Source organism: Sphingomonas profundi (assembly GCF_009739515.1).
Classification (GTDB): Bacteria; Pseudomonadota; Alphaproteobacteria; order Sphingomonadales; family Sphingomonadaceae; genus Alterirhizorhabdus; species Alterirhizorhabdus profundi.
Genome location: NZ_CP046535.1, coordinates 179781 through 205399, shown reverse-complemented (window position 1 = coordinate 205399; position 25619 = coordinate 179781). Strand labels below are relative to the sequence as shown.

Annotated in this window: 17 protein-coding genes; 8 read left to right on the top strand and 9 right to left on the bottom strand. The window is 68.7% G+C overall.

Annotated elements, in window-relative coordinates:
* Nucleotides 1-14: 14 nt before the first annotated feature.
* Nucleotides 15-3113: a glycosyltransferase family 4 protein gene (locus tag GNT64_RS00880; protein WP_197277217.1), complete on the bottom strand. Its 3099-nt coding sequence runs from the start codon at nucleotides 3111-3113 to the stop codon at nucleotides 15-17.
* 414 nt (nucleotides 3114-3527) lie between these two features.
* Here GNT64_RS00880 and GNT64_RS00875 point away from each other — a divergent pair, with 414 nt between their 5' ends.
* The 3 genes from GNT64_RS00875 (at nucleotide 3528) to GNT64_RS00865 (ending at nucleotide 10070) form a co-directional block, all read left to right on the top strand.
* The gene (locus GNT64_RS00875; RefSeq protein ID WP_156677816.1) at nucleotides 3528-6377 is read left to right on the top strand and encodes a rhamnan synthesis F family protein; all 2850 of its coding nucleotides are present in this window, start codon (nucleotides 3528-3530) and stop codon (nucleotides 6375-6377) included.
* A gap of 39 nt (nucleotides 6378-6416) precedes the next feature.
* Nucleotides 6417-7352, top strand: coding sequence for an NAD-dependent epimerase/dehydratase family protein (locus GNT64_RS00870; RefSeq protein WP_156677815.1), 936 nt, complete (start codon nucleotides 6417-6419; stop codon nucleotides 7350-7352).
* A gap of 258 nt (nucleotides 7353-7610) precedes the next feature.
* Nucleotides 7611-10070, top strand: a complete 2460-nt coding sequence (locus GNT64_RS00865) for a TonB-dependent receptor (RefSeq protein ID WP_156681348.1) — start codon at nucleotides 7611-7613, stop codon at nucleotides 10068-10070.
* A gap of 90 nt (nucleotides 10071-10160) precedes the next feature.
* Here GNT64_RS00865 and GNT64_RS00860 read toward each other — a convergent pair whose 3' ends face one another.
* Nucleotides 10161-12941 (bottom strand): TonB-dependent receptor, encoded by a 2781-nt coding sequence (locus GNT64_RS00860; RefSeq protein ID WP_231639167.1) that lies wholly within the window; start codon nucleotides 12939-12941, stop codon nucleotides 10161-10163.
* Between the two features lie 57 nt (nucleotides 12942-12998).
* Entirely contained in the window at nucleotides 12999-13679 is a 681-nt protein-coding gene (locus GNT64_RS00855) for a uracil-DNA glycosylase (protein ID WP_156677814.1), read from the bottom strand.
* 29 nt (nucleotides 13680-13708) lie between these two features.
* Between GNT64_RS00855 and folK the strand changes: the two genes are divergently transcribed.
* The 3 genes from folK to GNT64_RS00840 all read left to right on the top strand — a co-directional run bounded on the left by folK (nucleotide 13709) and on the right by GNT64_RS00840 (nucleotide 16383).
* Entirely contained in the window at nucleotides 13709-14245 is a 537-nt protein-coding gene (folK, locus tag GNT64_RS00850) for a 2-amino-4-hydroxy-6-hydroxymethyldihydropteridine diphosphokinase (protein ID WP_156677813.1), read from the top strand.
* Between the two features lie 165 nt (nucleotides 14246-14410).
* Nucleotides 14411-15952, top strand: coding sequence for a 2-isopropylmalate synthase (locus GNT64_RS00845; RefSeq protein ID WP_156677812.1), 1542 nt, complete (start codon nucleotides 14411-14413; stop codon nucleotides 15950-15952).
* A gap of 137 nt (nucleotides 15953-16089) precedes the next feature.
* Nucleotides 16090-16383 (top strand): hypothetical protein, encoded by a 294-nt coding sequence (locus GNT64_RS00840; RefSeq protein ID WP_156677811.1) that lies wholly within the window; start codon nucleotides 16090-16092, stop codon nucleotides 16381-16383.
* A gap of 517 nt (nucleotides 16384-16900) precedes the next feature.
* Here GNT64_RS00840 and GNT64_RS00835 read toward each other — a convergent pair.
* The 3 genes from GNT64_RS00835 to GNT64_RS00825 form a co-directional block, all read right to left on the bottom strand.
* Nucleotides 16901-17368, bottom strand: a complete 468-nt coding sequence (locus GNT64_RS00835; protein ID WP_156677810.1) for a hypothetical protein — start codon at nucleotides 17366-17368, stop codon at nucleotides 16901-16903.
* A 275-nt stretch (nucleotides 17369-17643) separates the two neighbouring features.
* The gene (locus GNT64_RS00830; RefSeq protein WP_156677809.1) at nucleotides 17644-19299 is read right to left on the bottom strand and encodes an acyl-CoA dehydrogenase family protein; all 1656 of its coding nucleotides are present in this window, start codon (nucleotides 19297-19299) and stop codon (nucleotides 17644-17646) included.
* On the bottom strand, nucleotides 19296-20411 hold the full coding sequence (locus GNT64_RS00825; RefSeq protein WP_197277216.1) for a fumarylacetoacetate hydrolase family protein: 1116 nt from the start codon (nucleotides 20409-20411) through the stop codon (nucleotides 19296-19298). Before GNT64_RS00825 ends, GNT64_RS00830 begins: the two co-directional genes overlap by 4 nt.
* Nucleotides 20412-20566: 155 nt before the next feature.
* On the opposite strand from GNT64_RS00825, the gene hpaH reads away from it, so the two are divergent.
* Together hpaH and GNT64_RS00815 are read left to right on the top strand one after the other, a co-directional pair.
* Entirely contained in the window at nucleotides 20567-21388 is an 822-nt protein-coding gene (gene hpaH / locus GNT64_RS00820; RefSeq protein WP_156681346.1) for a 2-oxo-hept-4-ene-1,7-dioate hydratase, read from the top strand.
* Between the two features lie 8 nt (nucleotides 21389-21396).
* Nucleotides 21397-22191, top strand: coding sequence for an aldolase/citrate lyase family protein (locus GNT64_RS00815; RefSeq protein ID WP_197277215.1), 795 nt, complete (start codon nucleotides 21397-21399; stop codon nucleotides 22189-22191).
* On the opposite strand, the gene GNT64_RS00810 is transcribed toward GNT64_RS00815, so the two are convergent.
* The 3 genes from GNT64_RS00810 to GNT64_RS00800 are packed head-to-tail and all read right to left on the bottom strand — an operon-like array spanning nucleotide 22188 to nucleotide 25479.
* Nucleotides 22188-23429, bottom strand: coding sequence for a CaiB/BaiF CoA transferase family protein (locus GNT64_RS00810; protein WP_156677807.1), 1242 nt, complete (start codon nucleotides 23427-23429; stop codon nucleotides 22188-22190). The genes GNT64_RS00815 and GNT64_RS00810 overlap by 4 nt on opposite strands.
* Nucleotides 23426-24415 carry an HpcH/HpaI aldolase/citrate lyase family protein gene (locus GNT64_RS00805; protein ID WP_156677806.1) on the bottom strand — a complete coding sequence of 330 codons (990 nt, stop codon included), beginning with the start codon at nucleotides 24413-24415 and terminating at the stop codon, nucleotides 23426-23428. The genes GNT64_RS00810 and GNT64_RS00805 overlap by 4 nt, the downstream gene beginning before the upstream one ends.
* Nucleotides 24412-25479, bottom strand: a complete 1068-nt coding sequence (locus GNT64_RS00800) for a MaoC family dehydratase (RefSeq protein ID WP_156677805.1) — start codon at nucleotides 25477-25479, stop codon at nucleotides 24412-24414. The genes GNT64_RS00805 and GNT64_RS00800 overlap by 4 nt, the downstream gene beginning before the upstream one ends.
* Between the last annotated feature and the right edge of the window lie 140 nt (nucleotides 25480-25619).

Genomic DNA, 25619 nt, shown 5'->3' with positions numbered 1-25619 from the left:
CGGCAGGGTGGTTGCTACGCGGCGTCAACCGGGTCCGCCACCGCACGATCGGCGGGCGGCGACGCGGCGAACCTGCGCATGACGCTCTCGTAGAGGTCGACATACTGGTCGGTGAAGGCGCCCATGTCGTAGCGTGCGCCCAGCAGGCCGGCGCCCTCCGCCAGCCGCGCCCGGCGCCCGTCGTCGATCAGGCTCTCCATCGCCTCGGTGAAGCGCGCGTCGTAGATTTCGTCATTCTCGCTCGCCGGCACGACGATGCCGCCGGCCACGCCGTCCACCTCCAGCATCGACGCGATCTCGCCGACGTCGGTGGCGATCACCGGAACGGCCACCTGCAGCGCCTGGATGATGCAGAGCGGAAAGGATTCGCCGGCGAACCGCGTCGGCACGATCGCCACGTCGGTCATGCGGTAGAGGCCGTGGATGCGCAGCTGGAAGCCCAGGAAGCTGATCGCGGGATCGCCGGCGTGCAGCGGCGCCAGCCGGTCGGGCTCGTCGCCCTCGCCCACCAGGCACAGGTGCATCGCCCGGCCCGGGTGCCGCTGGCGTATCGCGTGGAAGGCGTTCACCGCCGTGTTCCAGCCCTTCTCCCTTATGCCGCGCGCGATCAGCGTGAACACCACCGCATCCTCGGCGATGCCCATTTCGGCGCGGGAGCGGGGGAAGGCCGCCGGGTCCACCGGCATCGCGTTGATCATCTTCACCAGCCGATCCGGCCGCACGCCGTTGCGGAGGAGCGGCGCCAGATTCTTGTCGGCCGTGTAGACGAACAGATCGACGTTGCGCACGATCCTGGCGATGAACCGCTCGGGCAGTTCGGTGCTGGTCGATGCCTCGTAGGAGCCGTGCAGGGTCGCGACATAGGGCACCGCCAGCGGCCGCTCGCACAGGCGGAAGAAGAACATTTCGCCGATCACGCCGTGGGAGTGGATCAGGGAGCAGCCGATATCGTGGATGAACGGCTCGCAGCCATGCTCCAGCACCCAGTCCGATTCGTAGATCGACACGCCGGGGTTCAGCGTGGCCCGCATCTCGGGATTGACGTCCGTCTTGAAGATCAGCAGCGACACGATCACGCCGCGCTTCACCAGCTCGTTGGCCAGCTGGATCGGCAGATTCTCGGCGCCGCCGGCGAAGATGCCGTGCGTGACGATCAATATGTGCCGCTTCGTCCGCTCCGCCTCCGCATCGCCCGAGCCCCCCGGCACAGCCCAGAAGGATCGCACCTCGGCCGACAGCCGGTCGAGATCCCGGCGGAAGTCCTCATCCTCGGGCAAGGCGGGCAAAGCCGCCGACATGGGCGACCGCACCAGCGCGTCGCGCACCGTGGCGATCTGCCCGCCAGACGCCATGTGGAGCAGCAGGTGCCAGAGGCCCAGATGGCGATACTCGCCCGCCTCCCGCCACACGCTTCCGTCCAGGGCCCGCCGCCGCCACAGGATGCTGTGCGGCTCCTGGGCCAGCAGGTCGGGATCCAGCCGGGCGGGGAACCATCGGGCGGCGGGGGTGGTCACGTGCCGCGTCCAGCCTTCCATCTGGCGGGCCAGCTCCTCCTCGCCGATCGCATAATCGGCATCGTCCGGCTCCAGCCGCCGGCCGAAGCCCAGCTGCACGCTGCCGTCGGCGAAGCTCGATGCCAGGCGGGCCAGATACTCGAAATCATGCACGCCGCCGCCCCGTACGATCCACAGCAGATCGCCGGTGGCCTGCTCCGCCGCCTGCTCGACCAGCCGCCACGTCGGGGTCGCGCCGGTATCGGGCAGGTAGCCGATCGACACCGCCCCGTCTCCGCGCCCTTCCTCGACGACCTGCCGGCAGGCAGCGGAGAGCGGTGCGCCGACGATCAGGATGGCGAGATCAACGTGGGACTGGTGCAGCACGGCGGCGATGCACGCGGGCGTCAGCGGATCGGCCTCGCCGTTGATCAGGATCGCCGTGATCGACGGCGCGTATAGCCGGTTGCGGAAATTGCTGGCGAACGACGCGCCGGAACGCCCCTCCGCCTTGCCGAACATCACCCAGTGCAGCAGCGGGTTCATGTCCGCTTCCACGATGTCCGGATAGCGCAGCAGATAGGCGCGGGTCGAGAAATCGCGCGTCGGATCGTAGTTCTGCCGCCAGCCGGCGGTCATGTAGTGGATGAACGCGTCCTGCCCGGACGCCTCGACGTCGGGATAGCTGTAGAGATACCAGGCGGCGTCGAAATGGGCGAAGACGCCCTCCAACGCCTCGACCGGATAGGCGAAGAACAGGTCGCGCAGCGCATCCTCGCCCACCGTCTCGAACAGATAGTGGAGGAAGGGCAGCGGCCCCGCGCCCCTGATCTCGGGATGCGCCGCGACGTATCTGGCGGCGTGGAAGGTGGGGGTGACGCTGCCGCCCGTCGCATCCGAGGCGACCTGCACGGCCAGCGGCGATCCGCGATCGCCGGCCGCGAGATGGGCGCGATAATAGCCGATCTCGAAGATGCGCGAGAGGATGGCCTGCTGGCTGACGCTCAGCCCCTCCCACGAATCGAGTGCGGAGGATGCCGGCATCCCGCTCGATCGCCCCTCCGGGATGCCGTGGAGCACCCAGTGGCGGAACGGGTGGATGCCGGTTTCCCGCACGTCGGCGTGGACGTCCAGATAGGCGGCGGTGGAGAAGGTCGGCGACGGATCGCGCCGCTCGCGCCACCCGGTCGTCAGATAGTGGACGAAGGGATCGTTGACGGCCAGGTCCACGTCCAGATTGTGCCGCGCATACCAGTCCGCGTCGAAGTGGGCGCGGAAATCGGCCACGGCGGCCGGGCTGAGCCCATCCAGCGCATGGATCAGCGCCGCCTCGTCCCCCGCTTCGAACAGGTAGTGGACGAGGGGGTTCTGCCCCGCGGCGCGCACGTGCGGAACGGCATCCATATAGCGCGCCGAACGGAATGTCGGCGAGGGATCGAGGCCGCTCGGCCCGCCGACGTGGAGAAAATGCTCCAGCGCGGCGCCAGGATCGGCGAACTCCACGCCGGCCTGCGCCGCATAATGCGCGCCGTCGATCAGCAGGGAGAGGATGGATCGCCGGTGGTCGGAGAGTATGATCGCAGCCGGGGCCTCCTGCCCCTCCGTCTCTGTAGATCCCACGATCAATCGTCCACCGGGCCGCTCTTTTCCGGGCGGCAATCGCATGGGCCACGATGGGTGTCAAACCGGCGCGGCCGACTGAAACCACTGGCGAAATCGGCGTGTCCGCCGCGAACCCTGCCTCCCTGCCGCCGCCCGGCGCGCGCGCGATCGGCGGAGCTTGACCGCAGTCCGCCCGATGCTAGTGCGCCATGGATCCGTTTGCCGGCCCGTGTCCGGCCAGGCAGGCGGGCGGAGAGCGCCTGAAGCAATAGAGGTTTTCGAGATGGCGGACGTGACGTGCCATCGTACCTGATGGCGGCCGAGCATATCACCGACGACGCAGACGTACGGAATATCTACAGGCTCCTCCTCGCTCGCGAACCGGAAACGAGATCGGCCGTCGAGGGCTCGGTCGGCTATCCGCTGGCTCCGGTGCTCGCATCGTTCATGCTGTCGGACGAGTTCAAGTCCCATCTGGGTCTGGTCGACGGCAGGATCGCCGCGAGCGAGATCATGCTCGCGGTGCTGGAACCCGATCTGCGGCAGTGGGTGGACTCGATCACCGACGCCGAAGCCGACCGCGCCGGCCGGCCGCTCGACCGCCTCACGGTCGTCCGGCACCTGCTGGAGGACGACCGGATCGACACGGCGCTCCACGCCGTTGGCATCCACCGCCGCGACATCGACTCGCTGAAGGCCGCGCTCGTCCAGCTGGACGATACGGTGCGGATCGTCGGCGCCTCCGCGCTGTTCGACGCGGCCCACTATCGGGGACAGCTTGCCGACGACCAGCCAGTGGCCGATCCCGCGACGCATTACGTGCTGCGCGGCGAGGCGCAGGGGTTGACCCCATCGGCGACCTTCGACGCCGACACCTATGCCGCTATCCACGCCGACGTGGCGGCCACCGGCTTCAACCGCCTGTTCCACTACGAGATGTGGGGCCGGCAGGAAGGCCGCGCCTATCGCGACTGGCTGACCTATCAGGCGATGCCGCCGCTCTCCGCCGACAGCGGACGGCCGACCGTCCTGCTGCTCGTCCATGAAGCCAGCTACACGGGCGCGCCGCTGCTCGCCTGGAACCTCGTCCGCGCGCTGGCGGATCGCTGCGACATCGTCGTGGTGCTGCGCCGTGGCGGTCCGCTGGAAACCGCGCTGCGCGAGGTCGCCTCGGTCGTGCTGGAGGCGCCGCCGCCCGAGGCGATACTGAACGGGCACGAGATGGATCGCTATGCCGAGCGGCTGGCGGCGATCTACCGGCCGCTCTACACGATCGCCAACAGCATCGAATCCTGGCCGGTCGCCACCGCCCTGCGACGGCACGCCGTTCCGGTGGTGGCGCTGGTGCACGAATTCCTGCCCGGGGTCGCGCCCGGCATCCGATCGGACTTCTACGCGGCGTGCGCGGCGCTCGTCTTCTCGGCCCGCATCGTCGAACGCTCCTCCTTCCGTGCCTTTCGCGAGATCGGGCTGCAGAACCGCGCCATCCTGCCGCAAGGCCCGTGCGCGATCCCTCCGTTCGATCGTTCCCGCCGGCCAGTGCCGTTCGTGGCGCCGTTCGCCGCCGGCGACGATGCCGCGCCGACCTTGGACGCGCTGCTGGCGGACGGGCAGCGCGGCGACGGCCCGTTCACCGTGATCGGCCTCGGCGCCGTCGAGATGCGCAAGGGCATTGATCTGTTCATCGCCGCCGCCACGGCGCTGCGGGCGAAGCATCCCGCACTCGCGTTCCGCTTCATCTGGATCGGCTCGTGGGAGCAGGCGCTCGGCACCGAATATGCCGCGCTGCTGGCCGAGCAGTATGAGCGGTCCGGACTGGCCGACCGGCTCCACTTCTTCCCGACGATCGACGATCTCGAACCCGTCTACGCGCGCGCCGACGCGCTGCTCCTGAGCTCGCGGCTCGATCCGCTGCCGAACGTCACGATCGACGCGGCGTTTCGCGGCATCCCGGTAGTGTGCTTCGACGGGGCCTCGGGCACGGCCGAGCTGCTGGCCGCCGATCCGGCGACGGCCGCCCTCGTCGTGCCGCATCTGGACAGCGGCGCCGCCGCCGATCGCCTCGCCGCGCTGGCCGCCGACGCGGGCCTGCGCGAAGCGTGCGGCGCGGCGATGCGGCGTCTGGCCGAACGGTCGTTCGACATGGCGGCCTATGCGCGATCGATCGACGCGCTCGGACAGGCGGCCGCGCGGAAGTTCGAACAGATGGGGCGGGATCGCCAGCTGATCGAGGATGCGCAGGCGTTCGACGCATCGATCTATCTGGGCGCGGAGCATGACGACGCAGCGGCGGAGACGATGTCGGCCGCCACCTATCTAAACCGCACCAGCCACATCAACTTCGCCTCGCCGCCCGTTTTCGGCGTGATCCTGCGCCGGCCGCGGCCGGGCTTCCACCCCTTCATATACGGCAACGAGGCGCCCGATTTTCCCCGCGACGGCAGCCGCGATCCGCTGGCCCACTATGTCGAACGCGGCATGCCGGAAGGGCGCTGGACGCACCGGATCATCCGCCCGGATCTCGCCGCGCCGGAAGACGATCCGGCACCGGACGGCGCGGTCGCGCTGCACGGCCACTTCCACTATGCCGACAACATCGCGGACTTCCTGGCCGCCCTCGCCGCCAACCGGCTGCGCGCCGACCTGTTCCTGACCACCGACAGCCTGGAAACGGCCGGGATCCTGCGCACCGCCACCCGCGACTATGCGAAAGGCGGCGTCGTCGTCGAGGTCGGCCCCAATGTCGGGCGGGACATCTACGCCTTTCTGCGCGTGCTGCGGACCCATATCGCGGGCCGCTACGATGTGGTCGGCCACCTGCACGGCAAGCGCAGCGTGCACATGGTGCCCTCCGATCCGGGCTTCGGGGATCGCTGGCGGCATTTCCTCTGGGAACATCTGCTCGGCCCCACCCACCGCGCCGCCGACGCGATCGTCGACGCGATGCGGCGCGACGCCCGGCTCGGCCTGGTCTTTCCCGAGAACGGCTTCCTGATCGGCTGGGAGAAGAACGGGGAGAGCGCGGCGGCGCTGGCCCGGCGGATCGGACTGAACGCGGCCCTGCCCGCCCACATCGAGTTTCCCGCCGGCACGATGTTCTGGGCGCGCGCGGCGATCCTCGACAAGCTCGTGCGCGCCGGCTTTGAAGACGCCGACATGCCGGTCGAGCCGCTGCCGATCGACGGCACGGTGCTGCACGCGCTGGAACGGGTGCTGCCCCTGCTCTGCGTGGATGCCGGCTACGGCTATGCGACCACCTACATTCCCGATATCCGCCGCTAGACGTCCGCGGCGCCGGGCGCAGCATATCAGGAGAGTGCCATTCCGGTCATCGGCGTCTTCGGCGCGAACGGCTTCATCGGGCGGGCGATCGTCCGCCACCTGCTCGCCCGCGATCGGCGGGTGGTGGCGCTCGGCCGCGCCTTTCCGGCAGATTATCAGCGCATCGTCGGCGGCGGCGTGGAGACGCGGGTGCTCGACTTCCGCGATGCCCTGTCGGTGCACGCGATGCTCCAGGGGATCGATCAGGCGATCGACCTCGTCAATTCGTCTAGCCCGGCACTCGGCAACAGCAGGGTCGTGGAGGATGCCGCCACCAACGTGCTGCCGCACATCAGCTTCGTGCAATCCTGCCTGTCGAGCGGCGTCTCGCGCATCGTGTTCCTCTCGTCAGGCGGCACGATCTACGGCGCGCCGCGCTATCTGCCGATGGACGAGGACCATCCGACCGACCCGCTGGTCTCCTACGGCGTCGCCAAGCTGATGGCCGAACATTATCTTCGCATGCTCACCCGCGACAGCGCAGTCGATCATGTGGTCCTGCGCGTGTCGAACCCGTTCGGGCCGGGGCAGACGCTGCGCAAGGGCCAGGGGCTGATCGCCTCCATCCTCGAACGGCAGGCGGCGGGACTGCCGATCATGGTCTATGGCGACGGCAGCACCCGGCGCGACTATCTCTACATCGACGATCTGTGCCAGGCGCTGGTGGCTGCGCTGGACGCGCCGCCGATGCGGCAGACGTTCAACATCGGCACCGGGCGCGGCCGCTCCACGCTGGAGGTGATAGCGGAGGTGGAGGCGGCGGCGGGCCGCCGGTTCGACATCGCCTATGTCGACGATCGCCCGACCGACGCCCGGAGCAACATACTGGATTGCCGCAAGGCGACGCGGCTGCTGGGCTGGACGGCGGAGACCAGCTTCGAGGAAGGCGTCCGGCGCACCGTCGCCGCGACGGAGGCTGGCGGCCCGATCGGCTGACAATGTCCGGCCCCGCCGGCGGCCTCCTTATCCCGGCTTCGATCCTTGGTCGGTTGAAGCCCCTGATGTTCTGCTCACCGCCAGCTATCAGCGATTAGCGATATCGACTCGCATCATCTTCTCTCCCGTTGACACTGCGAACGACTCTCAATAGCAGACGCGGCTTCCAGGGGCAGCCGAGGGGGGCGAAGTACCGTGATCGATCGTGAGGACGCGCATGGCGCGTCGCAGTCCTTTCTTGCGCTGGCGTGCGTCGGCATGTTCGCGTCGGCCTCGCCGGCGCTTGCGCAGAGCGCGGCCCCCGTCGCCGAGAGCGGCGCGAAGCTCGGCGGCATGACCGTCACCGACAGCGCGATCGTCGACGAGATCAAGGTCGAGCGGGTGGAGAGCCCCAAGGCCACGCGTCCACTGCTCGATACGCCGCAGACGATCACCGTCGTCGGCGATCAGGTGATCCGCAAGCAGAACCTGCTCACCCTGCGCGACGTGCTGTCGACGGTGCCCGGCATCACCTTCGGCGCGGGCGAGGGCGGTGGCGGCTATGGCGACAGCATCAACCTGCGCGGCTATTCCGCCAACAACGACATCACGCAGGACAGCGTGCGCGACAGCGCCCAGTACAACCGGACCGAGACCTTCAACCTCCAGCAGGTGGAGGTGTATAACGGCGCGAACAGCGTGTTCAACGGATCGGGATCGGTCGGCGGCACGATCAATCTCGTTAGCAAGCTGCCGCAGGCGGACGATCTGACGATCCTCTCGGCCGGCATCGGCACCGACGATTATTATCGCGCCACGATCGACAGCAATGTCCGCGTCAGCGACCTGATCGCGGTGCGGCTGAACGCGGTCGGCCACCGGAACGACTATCCCGGCCGCGACGTCGAATATAACAAGCGCTGGGGCTTCGCGCCTTCGGTCACGCTCGGCATCGAGAGCCCGACGAGCCTCACCCTCTCCTACGTGCACCAGCGCGACCACAATATCCCGGTCTACGGCGTGCCCTATTTCCGCAACGGCGTGAACGACGGGCCGCTGCCGGGGGTGAGCGATTCCGACTATTTCGGCATCCGCAACCTGGACGAGCAGGACATCTTCTTCGACCAGCTCACCGCCCGCTTCCACCATGATTTCAGCGATCGCGTATCGATCCGCAACCTGACGCGCTGGCAGCGGGTGGAGCAGAACTCGGACACCAGCGCACCGCAGGGCGTGTTCTGCCTGGGCACCGGCTTCCAGCCGCTGGCCGCCGCCGCGACGCCGACCGTGGCGACGATCTGCCCGGCGGCCGTGGGCGCCACGCCGGCGCAGAACCTGCCCAACACCTATTATCCGAGCGGGCCGCGCGGCAACGTGCGCGATCAGGAGAACCAGCTCCTCTACAACCAGACCGATTTCAAGGCGGTCTTCGATACGGGCGGGCTGGAGCATACGCTGGTGCTCGGCGTGGCGCTGACGAAGGAGGATTACACGCTCCTCGCCGGAAACCTGCTGCGCACCGCCACCGGCGCCACCGTCGCGCAGCCGCCGATCGCCCTGCTGGATCCGAACACCGACTATGCCGGGGCGATCAACTTCATCCGCTCCGGCCGGTCGCAGGGCGAGACGACCAACGCCGCGGTGTACGCGTTCGATACGACGAAGATCGGCCGGTATTTCGAGCTGAACTTCGGCCTGCGCTACGAGCATAACCGATCCGTCTTCCGGGCGGATACCTATTCCACGGTCGTCGGCCCCACCCTCGGCGCCTATACGCGCGGTCGCGGCCAGAAGGATGCGCGCGACCTGTTCTCCTATCGCGTCGGCCTGAACTTCAAGCCAGTCGAGACGGTCAGCATCTACGCCGCCTACGGCAATGCGCGGGTGCCGACATCGGCCACGGTGCGGCTCGGCTGCGGCGCGCTGCTGACGCCGGTGGGGGCGCCCGCCGGCACCACGGTAGACGCGTGCGACGTGGGATCGGAGAAGGCCGAGAATTACGAGGTGGGCGTCAAGGCCGACCTGTTCGACCGGCGTCTGCAGCTGACCGCCGCCGCCTTCCGCAACGATCGCGGCAATTACCGCGTGGCGACCAACGACCCGATCATCCCCACCCTGCCGGTGGCGGACGGCCACTCGCGAGTGGACGGCATCGCGCTGGGCGCATCGGGCAACATCACGGCGGAATGGGCGATCTTCGCCAACTACACCTATCTGGACAGCGAGGTGAAGCAGAGCGTCTCCGACTTCTGCCTGTCAGATGCGGGTGCCGGGCGGCTGGTGCGGACAGTGGCCGGCGGCACGACCACCATCACCAATCCGTGCGGCAACAGCGCGGCCGTGCGCGATCCGCAGGCGGGCCAGCAGCTCACCAACACGCCGCGCCACTCGGGCAGCCTGTTCACCACCTACACCCTGCCGTTCGGTTTGCAGGTGGGCTATGGCTTCACCTACCAGGGTAGCTTCCTGCTGAACAACAGCGCGCTCGTCGCGCCGCTGGCCTTCGCCGCGTCGGACGTGAACCGCGCCAACGGCACGGCGCTGACGCGGGTGTTCAAGTCCAAGGGCTATCTCGCCCACCGCGCCTTCCTCTCCTACGAGGTGATGGGCGGACTGACGGCGCAGCTGAACGTGCAGAACTTCACGAACAAGCGCTACTTCACGTCCATCCGCAACAATGGCTGGGCCACGCCGGGCGAGGATCGCGCGGCACGGCTGAGCCTGTTCTACAGCTTCTGACCGGATACCCCGCCGGTGGCCCCTGCCACCGGCATCCTCGCGCCGCCGGCCGCCACATCCCGGGCGCCGGCGGCGTCCTTGTCCCTGCCGTCAGGAGAACAGCTTGCGGATCGAGATCCGCACCTCCCGCCCGATCGGATCGAGATAGTCGCGCTGGTAGCTGATCGGCGTCGCGCCGGTCGCGTCGCGCACGTCGATCCGCTGGTTGGTCAGGTTGGTGACGGAGAGGCTCACCCGCAGCCCTCGCGCCCAGCCGTACCGCACCAGCGACGGGATCTGGCCCAGATTGGCGAACAGCCGCAGGTTCGCCGTCGTCAGGCTGGAGAAGCGAAGGTCGTTCGCCACCGCCGCCGTGCCGCCGTCCACCGTGGTGCCGGACTGATAGTTCACGCTCAGCCGCGCGCCGAAGCCGTTGTTGGTGTAGCCGGCCTGCGCCTCGACGCGGTGGCGCGGCGCGCCGCCGATCGCGCCGCTGGGCGCGCCGTTCAGCAGATCGAGCACCGGCACGCCATCGCGGATCAGGATGTCGTCGCGGAACAGCCAGGTATGGTAGACGGCGAATTGCAGCCGCCCGCCGCCACCGCCCGGCCCGCGCCCGCCGAAGCCGCCGCCGGGTCCGCCCGGGCCGCCGCCCTGCCGTCCGCCGCCGGGGCCGTCGCCCTGCCCCGCGCCTTGCCCGCCGCCCTGCCGCCCGCCGCCTGGCGGGCCGTCCGGGCCGCCGCCGGGTCGCGCCGGGCCGCCGAACGGGTTGATCCCGGCCTCGCGCAGCTTGCGATACTCGTCGATCAGCCGCTGGCTCGATTTCAGCGGCTTCGAGAAGGTGAAGCCCCAGCGCAGCTGCTCGCGGTCCTCGCGCGCAAAGTTCACCGGCCGCGCGTCGATGCTGACGAGGGCGCCGTCCGCGTCGCGGACGAAGCGATCGGGGAAGGCCGCCTCGATCTGCGCGGTGGGCGCCGGCAGCTCGGCGATGACGTTGCGGATGCGGCTGCGCACATAGTTGGCGATCAGCGACACGTCCGTCTTCGCGAACGGCTTCCATGTCAGCCCCAGCTTGGTCACGCGCCGCGAATCGGATCGCAGGTCGGGATTGCCGCCGCTTACCTGAGCGACGCTCACCGTGGCCCCGCGCAGATAATCGAAGACGCGCACGTCCGGCGTCAGGATCTGCGGGTTGCCGAGCTGCTGCACGGTGGGCGCGCCGTCCTCGTCGGTCACGGAGGCGATCAGGCTCAGCCGGTCGCGCGGCTTCCAGGTCAGGCCGTAGCCGTAGGTGGTGAGGGTGCCGAAGTCGGAGAGGCGATCCACCGCCAGATTGGCGTTGGCGGAGAGATCGCCGATGGCGCCCAGCACATTCTCGCGCCGGCTGGTCAGCGGCACGTCCAGGTTGATCTGGCCGGTGCCGCTGCGGCGCGACAGATCGGCCGACCGCTCCACACCAGACCGGATCGAACGCGTGTCAAAGCCGATCGCGCCCCCGCCGACCTTCACCGTGGTTGAAACGGTGCCCGCCGGCACGCGGAACAGCGGTCCGCTGACGATCGCCTGCACGTCGCCGGTGTTCGATATCGCGCGCGCCCGATCGGCCGGCAGGGCCGCGATCAGGCTTGCCGGCAGCGGGCCGAACGGGTTGAGCGCGGCGCTGCCCGCATCGATCCGCGCCTGGATCGCCGAAACGTCGATCCCGGTCTCGGTACGGGTGCGGGTTTCGGCATGGTCGTAATTGCCGGTGACGGTCCACTGCCACTTCGCGACCGCGCCGTTCAGGGTGAAGCCGGCATGCGCCGTCTCCCCCGCCGAAGTCTGCGCCAGGCCGCCGAGGCCGGCGGGATAGCGGTACAGGGCGACGGCGTCGGCGAACGGCGAGAAGGGGCTGCCCGCCGGCAGGGTCAGCGAGGCGCCGGGCGGGCCGCGCAGCCCGTCGCTGCCGGTGGCGCCGAAGCTGCCGTTCACGGTCGCGGAGACGCCGTCGAGGATCGGGCGGCTGAGCGTCGCGTTGATTGCCAGGCTGTCGGTCGCGGGCCGCAGCGTGCGGAAGCGGGTGACGTCGCTCAGGTTGGCGGCGTTGGCGCGGCCGGCGAACTGGGCGAGCGTCGGCGCGGCCGTGGCGGCGCCGGCCGGCACCCCGGCGATCGTCACCGTCTGCCCGGCGATCGCGCTCAGCGCCGGATCGATCTCGCCGCCGCCGGGCGCGGCCACGTTGCCGATGAAGTCGAACGGCCGGCGGGAGGGGTTGGAGACGATGTCGCGCTGGCTCTCCAGCAGGCGGGCGCTGTTCTGATAGTCGAGGTTCAGGTTGAACCTTCCGTTGCCCTGGATTCGCAGCAGCCCCGCCTCGGCCCGCCCCGTCTCGCCGCCGCCGTCGGTGGAGGTGCTGCCGGTGCCCTCGGCGGTGATCGCCCGGAAGCGGCGGCGCAGGACGATGTTCACCACCTTCTGCGCGGCGGTGTAGCCATATTTCAGGCCCACCTCCTCCGGCAGCACGTCGACCCGCTGGATGGCCTCGGTCGGGATGTCGCGGATCTCGGCCAGGCCGGAGATGCGCTTGCCGTTCAGCAGCACCACCGGCGCCTCGCCGCCGCGCCCCTGCCCGCTGCCGGTCTGCGGCGAAAGCTCGTTCAGCAGCTCGGCGACGGAGCTGACGCCGTAGGAGCGGATCTCCGCCGGGCTGATCTGCACCTCGGGCGCGATGTCGCCGATCACGGCGCCGGGCAGGCGCCGCTGGCCGTTGACGACGATCACGCCCTCCTCATCCTCGCCGGCGGGCTGCGCCGGGGCCAGGGCGTTAGCCGGCGGCGGTTCCTCCGCCGCCGCCGGCATCGCCGTGCCGCCGGCAAGCAGCGCCAGGCCCGCCAGGCCGATGCGATCGATCACGTCTCTGTTCCCCCGCAGCGTCGGCGCCCGTCTAGCAGCCGAATGCGACGGCATGTGTCAGGCCTGAAATGTGGCGGCCGCCGGGCGAAAGGCCTGCGCGCGGGCGAACACCGCCTCGAACATCTCCGCCGTCAGCACGCGGGTATTCTGGTTGTAGCGTGAACAGTGATAGCTATCGATCAGGGTCAGCCCGCCCGGCATCGCATGCTCGGCCAGATGGCCGAAGCGCGCCTTTGGCAGCCGCCCGCCCAGCGCCTTCACCGCCGACTGGTGGGCGATCGCGCCCAGCGCCACCACCAGCCGCAGATTGGGCAGCGCCGCCAGCGCCGGCGTCAGGAAGTCGCGGCAGGTCTTGATCTCCAGCGGGGTCGGCTTGTTCTGCGGCGGCACGCAGCGCACCGCGTTCACGATCATCGCGCCGGTCAGGCGCAGCCCGTCGTCCGGTCGCGCGGCATAGACGCCTTCCGCCAGGCCGAACTTCACGAGCGTCTCGTAGAGCAGGATGCCGGCGAAGTCGCCGGTGAACGGCCGCCCGGTGCGGTTCGCCCCCTGCAAGCCCGGCGCCAGGCCGACGATCGCGATCCACGCCGCCGGATCGCCGAAGGCGGGCACCGGCGCGTTGAACCAGTCCGGATGCGCCGCCTGCTGGACGTGGCGGAACTCCGCGAGGCGGGGGCAGAGCGGGCAGTCGCGCGGCGGCTCGGCGGCGTCGGTATCGGCAAGAATGATGCTGGTCATCGCGCGGCCTTAAGGGCAGGCGGGCCGGCATGGAACCACCGATCCACCGCTACGCGATCGCGCTCGGATCGAACCGGCGCCACGGCCGCCACGGTTCGCCGGCGCGGGTGATCGCCGCCGCGCTGGCGGCGCTGGCGGCGGCGGGGGTGGAGGTCGCGGCCATATCCCCCACGATCCACACCGCCGCCCTCGGCCCCGCCGGGCGCGGTTTCGCCAACGCCGCCGCGATCGTGCGGACGCCGCTCGATCCGCCCGCCCTGCTCGCCTTGCTCAAGCGGACCGAGCGGGCGTTCGGCCGCCGCCGTGGCCGGCGCTGGGGCCCGCGCGTGCTGGATCTGGACATCATCCTCTGGTCCGGCGGGCGCTGGCCGCCGGGCCAGCGGCGGGCGCGGCCGGGCGCCCTCGCCGTGCCGCACGCCGCGTTCGCCGGACGCGGCTTCGTGGTCCGCCCGCTCGCCGCCGTCGCGCCCGCGTGGCGCGTGGCCGGCGGCCACACCGTCGCCCAGATCAAGGCGCGACTCGATCGGCGAAAGCGGATGGACGCGCGCGCCCGGCCTGCGCTATAAGGGCGGCCATGTTCCGCCACGCCGGCCTTCTCCTGCTTCGACTTACGCGCCCTTAGGCGCGCGATTTCGCTCGGCCCGCAATGGGCTTCGAGCCACGGCGTCTAGGGGTCTTCCGCACCGAACAGACCATCCTGCCCATAGGCAGGCACCGTGAGTGACACTGGCATGACCGACACCATCCTGATCTTCGACACCACCTTGCGCGACGGCGAGCAGTCCCCCGGATGCTCGATGAACCTCGAGGAGAAACTGCAGGTCGCCGCGCAGCTGGAAACGCTGGGCGTTGACATCATCGAGGCCGGCTTCGCCATCGCCAGCGAGGGCGATTTCGCGGCGGTGAGCGAAGTGGCCCGGCAGTGCGAACGCGCGAGCGTCGCCAGCCTGGCCCGCGCCGCCGCCGCCGATATCGAGCGCGCGTGGGAGGCGGTGCGTCACGCCCGCCGGCCGCGCATCCACACCTTCATCGCCACCTCGCCGCTGCACATGCGGGTGAAGCTGAACAAGAGCCCGGAGGAGGTGATCGAGGCCATCACCCGCACCGTCTCGCTCGCCCGCAACCTGTGCCCGGACGTCGAATGGTCGGCCGAGGACGCCACCCGCTCCGACCCCGACTTCCTCGCCCGCGCGATCGAGACGGCGATCGCCGCCGGCGCGCGCACGATCAACCTGCCGGACACCGTGGGCTATGCCACGCCCGAAACCTATGGCCGCATGTTCCGCGACATGATCGGCCGCGTGCCCAACGCCGATCTGGCCGTGTTCTCCACCCACTGCCACAATGATCTGGGCCTCGCCGTCGCGAACTCGCTGGCGGCGGTGATGGCGGGCGCGCGACAGGTGGAATCGACGATCAACGGCATCGGCGAGCGCGCCGGCAACGCCGCCGTCGAGGAGATCGCGATGGCGCTGAAGGTGCGGGCCGACGTGATGCCCGCCCGCACCAACATCGTCTCCACCGAGATCACCCGCGCCAGCCGCCTCGTCTCCGGCATCACCGGCTTCCAGGTGCAGCCGAACAAGGCGATAGTCGGCGCCAACGCCTTCGCGCACGAGAGCGGCATCCACCAGGACGGGATGATCAAGGATGCCTCCACCTACGAGATCATGACGCCGGAGAGCGTCGGCGTCGCCACCTCCAACCTCGTCATGGGCAAGCATTCCGGCCGCGCCGCCTTCCGCGCCAAGCTGGTCGAGCTTGGCTACGATCTGGGCGACAACGCCTTCCAGGATGCCTTCGTCCGCTTCAAGGCGCTGGCCGATGCCAAGAAGGCGGTGTTCGACGAGGACATCGTCGCCCTCGTCGACGACGAGGTGCTGCGCGGGCACGACGCGATCCAGGTGAAGGAGGTCGAGATCTACTGCGGCACCGGCCCGGCCCGCGCGATCCTGACCCTGGAGGTGGATGGCGAGGAGAAGATCGCCGTCACCCGCGGCAACGGCCCGGTCGACGCGCTGTTCGCCGCGATCCACCAGATCGTGCCGCACGATCGATCGGTGATGGAGCGGTACGAGGTCCACGCCGTCACCGGCGGCACCGATGCGCAGGCCGAGGTTTCAGTGCTGCTGGCAGAGGATGGCCGCACCACGCGCGGGCGGGGCGCGCACCACGATACGCTCGTCGCTTCGGCCCGCGCCTATGTGAACGCACTCAACAAGCTGATGGTAAAGCGCGGCCGCAAGCCGGTGGACGTGGCGGCCGCCGGCTGAGCCGCGCCGTTTCGGATCACCCCGCCTGCCGCACGGCTTGACGACCGATCGTCTCGCGCGCAGCCTCTCTTTCCGGAGACTGCGTCGCGAGACGAAAGCCCTCGCCTCGACGACGCACCCGTATGGAGGGATGCGTCATGGCCTATGTCGATCAGCCTGCCTTTTCACGCCTCAAGCCGGTCGCGGCGGTGGCGCTCGTCCATCTCGCCATCGGCTATGCCTTTATCAGCGGCCTCGCGACGGACGTGATGCACCGCGTCCCCTCCGTCTTCCGCGTCATCTCGATCGCCGAGCCGGTGCCGCCGCCGCCGAACGATCCGGAGCCGGCGCCGCCGCGCGCCCAGCCGCAGGAGCGCGCCGTCACCGCGCCCGTCCGCCAGGTGGAGACCGCCAGCCAGGCTGGCGGACATACACGACGGGCGGGTTCTTAGTGTTGGCCAACGTCTCCAGCGTCGCCCGGCATTGCGCCTGCGCCTTCAGCGCCAGCCGCATATAGGCTTCGGCCGCTTGAATATACTCGCCCATGTTGGCGCCCGATCGCCGCGCCAGCTCCAGGAACATCGCGTTGGAGTTCCAGCCCGCGGACGAAGCTCAGACAAGGTCCGCTACCAAATCTCATTCTTGTTCACGGCAATAGCTTTTGGTCAAACGACCGGAACGGCACGCGCCAAGGCACGCGGTTCCGGATCAAGTCCAAAAACACGCACAGTCTTGAAGAAGTCGTAGGACCTAAACCGACCGAGTAACACGTCTGGTCAGCCCAAATTTAATTGCGGTTACAACCTGTTTATGGTGCGATTGGCCGCCAAGCCAGTGCACCAAGATTTTCTACACTATTACTTGGTGTGTTACTAGTTCAACACGCTCCTTAGCCAGTGAAGCACTCGGCAGGATCACCGCGGCTGGTACGGAGCCCTCTTGGTTGCAGCACCATCAATATCTCGGCACCTAGCTGTCGGGTATTGCGGATGCCTCCCACACCGTTGAGCAGCGAGCCGCCGATTTGGGCAGCGATCTCGCGCAGAACGGGCAAGGCCTGCGGAAGTGGCGCTCCGCCGACCTCCACGATGATGGTGCCGTTCTCGTACTGAACGATGCGCCTGTCGCCGCGATGCGCCGAGGCGGTGACTTCGAGTTGATCAAGCGGCACTCCGACCGGCAGTGCTGCTCAGTGTAGCCGTGGACGCTCAGGCGGGCGCGGATGTCGCGCGGCGGCGCGATGAGGTAGACGTATTCGACCGGCTCGGCGCGCCAGCGACGGCCGAGCACGTGCTGGACTACGCCGTCCAGGCCTGCGCGGGGCACCGCTTTCAGGTCGCGCTCGGCGAACACAAGCTCGACGGCGGCCCGCCAGCTCAGCAGCATGTTTGCCGGCACTTTGAAGGTGCTGACGTATAGCTCGGGCGTGTCATTCATGCCCGAGAGTTAAGCCACTCCACCAGCTGGCGCCACTCTAGCGCCTAGTGGGTCGACCGTGAGCTAGGCCGCCAGCTTCAAAGATCCCGCTGCATCATGGAGAGGCGGGTTCGCATTAGACTGACAGCACCGTCAGAACCGATATTCGCCTGGGACATCTAGTGGTCAGCAGGGCAGCCCTGTCTCAGCCAGCGTGACTGCTGCACGAAGGACGCAAGGCCCGCTGCGCTACCGAGAGGATGTCCCGCGTGCGCGGCTGGGCGATCCGCGGAGCCTCATGGGTCAGGCTGGAGCAGGCCGCGTCCCACCACATGGGCCTGGATCTCCGCGGCACCTTCGAAGATGTTGAGGACGCGCGCGTCGCAGAGTAATCGGCTGGCCTCATATTCCAGCGCGTAGCCGTTTCCGCCATGTATCTGGACGTTCAGGTCGGCGCTCACCCACGCGACGCGTGCCGCGAGGAGCTTGGCCATGCCCGCTTCGATGTCGCATCGCCGGCCCTCGTCCTTCCGGCGTGCGGAGCGGTAGGTGAGCTCGCGGGCCATCACCGTCTCCGCCACCATGAGCGCGATCTTGTCGGCGATGCGGGGAAAGACGATCAGCGGCTGGCCGAATTGGCGCCGATCGAGCGCGTAGCGCAGCGCGAGGTCGATCGCGTTCCACGCGACGCCGACGGCGCGTGCAGCCGTTTGAATGCGGGCGCTTTCGAACGTGTGCATCAGTTGCCGGAAGCCCTGCCCCTCGACGCCGCCGAGCAATCCGTCTCCGCCGCTGCCGTCCCCGACACCGAAACCGTCGAACGCCAGGGCATATTCCTTCATCCCGCGATAGCCGAGGACCGGAATCTCGGAACCGTCCAGGCCATCGTCCGGAAACGGCGCGGCATCGCTGCCGCGCGTCTTCGATGCCAGCAGGATGGACAATCCCTCGTAACCGTTCGAACCGGGCGCCGTGCGGCACAGGATCGTCATGAGATCGGATCGCGAGGCGTGCGTGATCCACGTCTTCGCGCCGGTGACGGACCAGCGTCCGGCCGGCGTGCGGTAGCCGCGCGTGGCCACCGCGGCGAGGTCCGATCCGGTGTCCGGCTCGGTGAACACCGCCGTCGGCAGCACCGCGCCCGCGGCGAGCGCCGGCAGCCACCGGGCCTTCTGCGCCTCCGTTCCGGCGGCACCGATCAGCTCGCCCGCGATTTCCGATCGCGTGCCCAGGGAGCCGGCGCAGATCCAGCCCCGCGACAGTTCCTCGGACACGAGAGACATGGCGAGCTTGCCAAGTCCCAGGCCGCCATGGGCCTCCTCGATGCATATCCCGAAGACGCCCATCGCGGCCATCTCGTCGATGATCGGCTGCGGGATGAGCGCGTCCGCCAGATGCCAACCATGGGCGTGCGGCGCGATGCGATCGGCGACGAAGGCGCGGAACTGGTCGCGGATCATATCGAGCAACTCGTCGCCGAACCGCTCATCGGGCTGTTCGCCTTCGGCCAGGCGATGAGCAAGCTCCGCGCGCGCCTCGGCGGTGTTGCCATCGGCCAGGAAATGGGCGACCGCTTCGCTGCGGCCCAAAGTGTCCGCCGCCTCCGCCAGGCCCAGTTCGCGCGGGCGCGCCAACTCGTTCTGGCTCATCGGCACGCCACCCAGCAGCTGCGCGAGATATTCGCCGCTCGCGATGCGCAGGACGAGTGCGTCCACTTCGCTGAACCGGCCGCCGTCCCGCGCCCGCGCCGCCCACTCCGCCAGGGCGGCGAGCGCCTCCACGGTCGTGGCGATCCATGCGAAGCCGTGCAGAAGTCGCTGCGATCGCGTGGCGGCGGTGCCGATCACCCTGCCGTCCGGCGCGATCGCGGCGCCTGCCTGCAGCTTGGCGGCACGGACATAATCCCGCGCCGCTACAATCGCCGCGGCGGAGAGGTCGATCCAGTCCGTCATGACTCGGCCGCGATCGGATTGGACAGGGTGCCGACGCCGTCGACCGTGATCTCGACCACGTCGCCCGGTTCAAGGAAGCGTTTCGGGTCGCGACCATAGCCTACGCCAGCCGGGCTGCCGGTCGTCAGCACGTCGCCAGGCTCGAACGGATACCAGTGCGAGTAGTAGGAGATCAGGTCGGACAAGGGCCAGATCAGGTCGCTCGTGCGCGAATCCTGCATGACTTCCCCGTTCACACGCGTGGTCATGTGCAGGTCGTTGATGTCGGCGATGTCGTCGAGTGTGACGATCCACGGCCCCATTGGGGCGAAGGTGGGGAACTGCTTGCCCATCCGGTTGCGGTCCGGAAAGGTCTTCATCTCCTCGACCCAGTCGCGGGCGGACATGTCGTTGACGATCGTCACGCCGAGCACGTGATCCAGCGCCTCGGCAGGGCTCACGCCATGACACCGCCGCGAGAAGACGATCGAAACTTCTCCCTCGAAGTCCACCATCGACGGGGCCGCGCGCGGCAAGCGGATCGGCGCGTCCGGCCCGACGATCGCGTGCACGTTCTTGATGAAGCCGGCCGGATAGCGCGGCGGTGGCGCGGCACCTTCCATTTCCGCGAGATGCGAATGATAGGCTCGCGCGTGGGAGAGCAGGATGCCGGGCCGCGCAACCGGCGCCGCCAGCCGCGCGGACGACAGGGGGGTTAGCACGCCTGTCTCGATCATGTCGTCGCGAAGCGTCTGCGCCGCCGCGCGTAGCGCATCCTCAATGCGTCGAAGGATGTCGAGCCCCTCGGCTCCCCCGGCGATCAGAGTGTCGGTGGATGTCGGGATCCAGCGGGCGATCGGCAGCAGCGCGCCGGATCGCGCCAGATCGAGCACGAAATCGTTGACGACCAATGCCGATCGCGGCCCGCCCGGTGACATGATTGCGGCAAGCTTCACTGTAAAACCTCGATAGAGCCGGTTCGAAGGCTGCGACCGATCGATCGACAGCGCAGACGGTGACGAGGTTAGGCTGCCCGGAGCCATTCGCGCATGAGAGGTTGCGGAAAACAGATTTTCGCTGGCCGTCCGAACGCGGGATGCGTCCGCCCGGCCAATCTTCCGGCCGACGAACAAGACATTTCCGCCGGATGGCGCTTGTCCCCGCACACGCGAACATCGACGGAGTTGGGCGCCGGCCTCGTTTGCCGGGCAGCGCGGGAAGGACGGCGCGACGCCCTGTTTCGGTGGCATGCGCCAGCCCTGACCCGCCCCAAGGAGTTGCCACCCGGATGAGAGCCCCCGTCGAAACCCTGCCTGCCGATGCGGTAGCAGACGCTGCAAGGGCGCTGCACGAAGCCGAGCGGACGCACATACCCATCCGCATGTTTTCGCTGCAGCATCCCGCCATGACGATGGACGACGCCTATCGCGTTCAGCATGCGTGGATGGACATCAAGCGGTCAGAAGGTCGGGAGGTGTGGGGCCACAAGATCGGGCTGACGTCCAGGGCGATGCAGGCTGCGGTCGGCATCACCACGCCGGACTCCGGCTACCTTCTGGACGACATGTTCTATGCCGACGGTGCCGAGGTGCCGACCGGACGCTTCATCGCGCCGCGCATCGAGGTCGAGCTGGCCTTCGTCATGAAGAAGAAACTCGCCGGGCCGCGCTGCACGATCCACGACGTGCTGAACGCGACCGAGTTCGTCCAGCCGGCGATCGAGATCCTCGACTCGCGCGCGCAGCGGGTCGATCCCGATACGGGGGTCACGCGCAAGATCGTCGATACCGTGGCAGACAACGCCGCCAACGGTGCAATCGTCACCGGCGGGCGGCCGCAGCGGCCCGACGCGCTCGATATGCGTTGGATCGCCGCAATCTGCGCCCGCAACGGGCAGGTCGAAGAGACGGGGGTCGCGGCCGGCGTCCTCAACCATCCCGCTTACGGCATCGCGTGGCTGGCAGAACGTCTGACGAGCTATGGAGACGGCATCGAGGCGGGGCAGACGGTGCTCAGTGGTTCGTTCATTCGCCCGATCGACGGCAGGAAGGGCGACACTTTCCTCGCCGACTTCGGCCCGTGCGGCACCGTCTCGTTCCACTTCAGCTGAGAGGCCGCATGATCCCTCCCCGCCTCAACCGCTTCAAGCGGATGCTCCAAAGCAGCAGGACGACGATCGGGCTCTTCATGGCGCTTGCGAACGGCTACACCGCCGAGATCGCGGCGGAGGCCGATTTCGACTGGCTGATGATCGACGGCGAGCATGGACCCAACGATCTCAGGTCGATCCTGCCGCAGATCCAGGCGCTGGGCTGTCGCGACGTACCGACCATCGTCCGGCCGGTGACGGCGGAGACCTGGCTCATCAAGCAACTGCTCGATATCGGCGCGCAGACGCTGCTGCTGCCGATGGTCGACACTGCCGAGCAGGCGGCGGCGATCGTCGCCGCGAGCCGGTATCCGCCGCACGGCGTTCGTGGCGTCGGCGCTTCGCTGGCGCGCGCGTCACGGTGGAACGGCGTGAAGGATTATCTCCACACGGCGGCGGACGAGCTGTGCCTCATCCCACAGGTCGAGACCCGGCGCGCTATCGCCGACATCGAGGCGATAGCGGCCGTGCCCGGCGTCGACGCGGTCTTCATCGGGCCTTCCGATCTGGCGGCCGACATGGGTCTGATCGGCCAGCCGACCCATCCGGAGGTTCGCGCCGTCATCGACGAGGCGATCGTGCGCGTCGTGCGCGCGGGCAGACGGGTCGGCATCTTTGCCGGCGACGTGCCCTCGTTCATGCGCTCGGTGGAACTCGGTGTCAGCTTCGTCGCAGTGGGATCTGATGTCGCGACCTTCGCGCAGGGCACCAAGGCGCTTGCCACGCAGTTCAGGGAGCTCGCCGGCGGGCGGCAGGGCCGTTAGCCCGCCGCAGGGCCGGTGACGACGCCGCGGGCGAACAGGCGATCGATCGCCGCGTCATCATAGCTCAAGTCGCGCAGGATCGATCGGCTGTGCGCGCCGATGCGCGGCGCTGGCTCTCCGGCGGGAAGATCAGTGTCTGCCATGCGCACCGGATAGCGCATCTGCGTCAACGCGCCCTCGGTCGGGTGCTCGACATGTTCGAAGAACCCGACATCGCCGAGGTGCGGATCGCTCAGCAGCGTCTGCGGCGTGTGCATCGGCGCGGCGGGTATGTCTGCCGCGTTCAACAGTCGTAGCCAATCCGCCGTCGTGCGGCGCGGCATCTCCTGCGCGACCAGCGCATAGAGTTCGTCGATATGGGCGGTACGATCGCCCAGCGTGGCGAAGCGCGCGTCGGCGTCGAACAACTCCGCCCGGCCGATCATCGCGAGGAACGCCCGCCAGTGCGCGTCGGTATAGACCACCGCGCAGACGAAGCCGTCGCTCGTCCGATAGGGCCGGCGCCCCGGCGTAAGCAGCCGTGCATATCCGGGCGGTCCGTTCGGCGGCTCGAACGTCAGGCCGCCAAGGTGATCGCCCATGACGAAGCTCGTCATCGTCTCGAACATCGGCACCTCGATCGAGCGACCGACGCCATCCTTCCCACGCGCGAACAACGCCGCCAGGATGGCGTTCGCGAGCACGAGGCCCGTGACCCTGTCGGCAACGGTCGCCGCGGCGTAGCGTGGCACTCCATCGTCGGCGGCTCCCGCCGCCGCCCAGGGAATGCCGGCGAGACCCTGGATCAGATCGTCATAGGCCGGGCGATCATGATACCGGCCGCCGGAACCGAAGCCGTTGGCGACGGCGTGGATCAGCCCGGGATAGCTGCCTCGCAGCGTCGCACTGTCCAGCTTGAGCCGCCGAAGCGCGCCGGAGCGCACGTTCGAGACGAACACGTCCGCCCCGGCGAGCAGCTCGTGCAGCACGGCGAGACCGTCCGGCGATTTCACATCCAGCGCGATGCTCTTCTTGCCGCGATTGGCGTTGAGGTACATCGGCCCCATCGCAGGATTACGCATCGGACCCACGGCGCGCATCGAATCGCCGCCGAGCGGCTCCACCTTGATCACCGATGCACCGAGAGCGCATAGCTGGTGGGTGGCGTAAGGCCCCATCATGACCGTGGTCAGGTCGATCACCCGGATGCCCGCCAGGGGCGCGGCGAGCGACGGCCCGCCCTCATGCTCCCCGCTCATGCGAAGAACACCGCCGCTTCCTCCGGCAGAGTCATCCCGGCGCCGTGCGCGCGCTGGAGCAGGTTCCAGAAGTAGCGATACGTCGCGCGGTCGTGCAGCTCGCCGGCATGCTGGATCGGCCCCCACGACGCGCGAGCGGCCGCCGACAGGATCGCTGCCGCGGTCTCGACTTCGGTGAAGTCGGGCTGCATGGCGCGGACGATCGGCTCGATCTGCATGGGGTGGATGCTCCACATGCGGAGAAAGCCGAATTCCTCGCGGGCGCGGCGCGCATCGGCATGGACCTGATCGGCGTTCTTCAGGTCAAGGCAGACATTATGCGCCGGGATCGCGCCGTGGCCGAGGGCCGCCGCCGCCACCTGCGCCTTGGCGCGTGCGATCAGCCTGTGGTCGAACTGGCCCGGGCTCCGCATCGCGCTGGCCGGGATGGCGCCGGCATGCGCGCTGACGAAGTCCATCAGTCCGAAGTCCAGCACCTCCACAGCGGGCAGCGCCGCGATCCTCGCAACGTCGGCCAGCGCCCCATGCGTCTCGATCAACACGTGAATGGGGATCGGGCGGACGATACCCAGCGCCTCGCGCCGCGAGCCGATATGATCGAGGACGCGCTGCAACTGCTCGAACGACGTCGCCTTGGGGATCGTGAGATAGGCGAGCCGTTCGCCCGCGATCTCCAGCAGCAGATCGACGTCACGCAGGCACGCGGCGTGATCGGGATCGTGGATGCGCGCGCCGGCCATGTCGAAGGGGTTCTCCTCCGACGCGATCAACGCCGCGACCATGCGTGCGTGCTCCTCCTCCTGCCCCGCGGCGGCGCCGTCCTCGCAATCGCATGTCACGTCGAAGATGCGGCCGAGCCGGCGTTGAAGATCGAACGCCTTGCGGATCAGCTTGTCGCTTCCGGCAAAATGCTCGCAGGTCGGGATCGTCGGCAGGCCCGCCTCGCCATCGAAGAGAGCATCGCGGGGGTGGACGGTGTCGCTCATCGGCGGGGCTCGTTGCGCAAGAGGGATGATGACGGGAAAAGCAGGGTATGGTCGAGGTCGAGCACCAGTGCGGGGTGCCGCTCGCGGGGCGAGAGCGATGCGAGGTCCAGCCCTTCCGGGCGGACGTTCTTCAGCCCGATCCGGCGGATCCTGATCGCGCCGACGTCGCTCCGCCCCGGTAGCGCGAAGCGATCGAGTATGAGCGTCGCGGCGTAGAGGGTATCGCCGGCGAACACCGGCGCCGCGTGCGTGCCGCCGTTGATCGCGCCGATGGCGAAGGCGTTCTCAAGCCCGTCATACCCGAGAGCGTGGCAGATCGACATCACGAAGCCACCATAGACGAGGCGCTGGCCGTGGCCGGTGCCGGACATGAGCAGCGCGTCGAAATGAACCTGCGCATTGTTCTGGAAGAGCTTGGTCGCGAGGGTATGGTCGCTGGGATCGATCGTGATCCCGTCCGGGTGGTCGATCCGCTCCCCTACCGCATAGTCTTCCCATCCCCGATCGGACTGCGACGCGTCGAACAGCGCGGCGCCATCGACAGGCGGCGGCGGGACGATACGGTCCGGCTCAACCATGGTCGGAAGATGCGGCACCTGGGCTTCGCACGGCTCTCCGCCCGTGGCCGCCTTGCGCACCATCACCCAGCGCACGAAGCTGCAGACGGGCGTTTCGTCCTGATCGAACGCCTGGGTGCGGACATAGACGATGCCGGCATCGCCGCGGGCAGTCTCCCGCCGGCCGATCACCTCGCTCTCGGCGCGGATCGTGTCGCCGACGCGGACCGCCGCCAGGAAGCGGACGTCGGCGTAGCCCAGGTTCGCCACCGCATTGCGCGAGATATCGGGCACGGTCTTGCCGAACACGATGTTGAAGACGAGCAGATCGTCGATCGGACAGTCTACATGACCCATCCGCTGCGCGAGTATGCGGGAACAGGCCAGCGGCTGTCGCGCGCCCGTGAGGCCGATATAGAGCGCCACATCGCCACTGGTTAAGGTTCGCGGGGTCGGATGCCGGAAGCGTCTGCCGACCGTCAGATCCTCGAAGAAATTGCCGTGCATCGCAGGGAAGCCTGATCTCTTACTGGTCGGCCGGCCCGGGTGATCCGACGGCCGCATCGTTCGCCGGATCGTCTTCGATGAATCGGAATACTTGCGCTACGCGCGGTCGCGGAAGAGTGAATTTCGTACCCTGCCATCTG

Bases quoted from the DNA above. Each gene is read 5' to 3' on its own strand.
- GNT64_RS00865 (WP_156681348.1), top strand. From the start codon at position 7,611: ATGTTCGCGTCGGCCTCGCCGGCGCTTGCGCAGAGCGCGGCCCCCGTC.
- GNT64_RS00855 (WP_156677814.1), bottom strand. From the start codon at position 13,679: ATGACCAGCATCATTCTTGCCGATACCGACGCCGCCGAGCCGCCGCGC.
- folK (WP_156677813.1), top strand. From the start codon at position 13,709: ATGGAACCACCGATCCACCGCTACGCGATCGCGCTCGGATCGAACCGG.
- GNT64_RS00845 (WP_156677812.1), top strand. From the start codon at position 14,411: ATGACCGACACCATCCTGATCTTCGACACCACCTTGCGCGACGGCGAG.
- GNT64_RS00840 (WP_156677811.1), top strand. From the start codon at position 16,090: ATGGCCTATGTCGATCAGCCTGCCTTTTCACGCCTCAAGCCGGTCGCG.
- GNT64_RS00835 (WP_156677810.1), bottom strand. From the start codon at position 17,368: ATGAATGACACGCCCGAGCTATACGTCAGCACCTTCAAAGTGCCGGCA.
- GNT64_RS00830 (WP_156677809.1), bottom strand. From the start codon at position 19,299: ATGACGGACTGGATCGACCTCTCCGCCGCGGCGATTGTAGCGGCGCGG.
- hpaH (WP_156681346.1), top strand. From the start codon at position 20,567: ATGAGAGCCCCCGTCGAAACCCTGCCTGCCGATGCGGTAGCAGACGCT.
- GNT64_RS00815 (WP_197277215.1), top strand. From the start codon at position 21,397: ATGATCCCTCCCCGCCTCAACCGCTTCAAGCGGATGCTCCAAAGCAGC.
- GNT64_RS00810 (WP_156677807.1), bottom strand. From the start codon at position 23,429: ATGAGCGGGGAGCATGAGGGCGGGCCGTCGCTCGCCGCGCCCCTGGCG.
- GNT64_RS00805 (WP_156677806.1), bottom strand. From the start codon at position 24,415: ATGAGCGACACCGTCCACCCCCGCGATGCTCTCTTCGATGGCGAGGCG.
- GNT64_RS00800 (WP_156677805.1), bottom strand. From the start codon at position 25,479: ATGCACGGCAATTTCTTCGAGGATCTGACGGTCGGCAGACGCTTCCGG.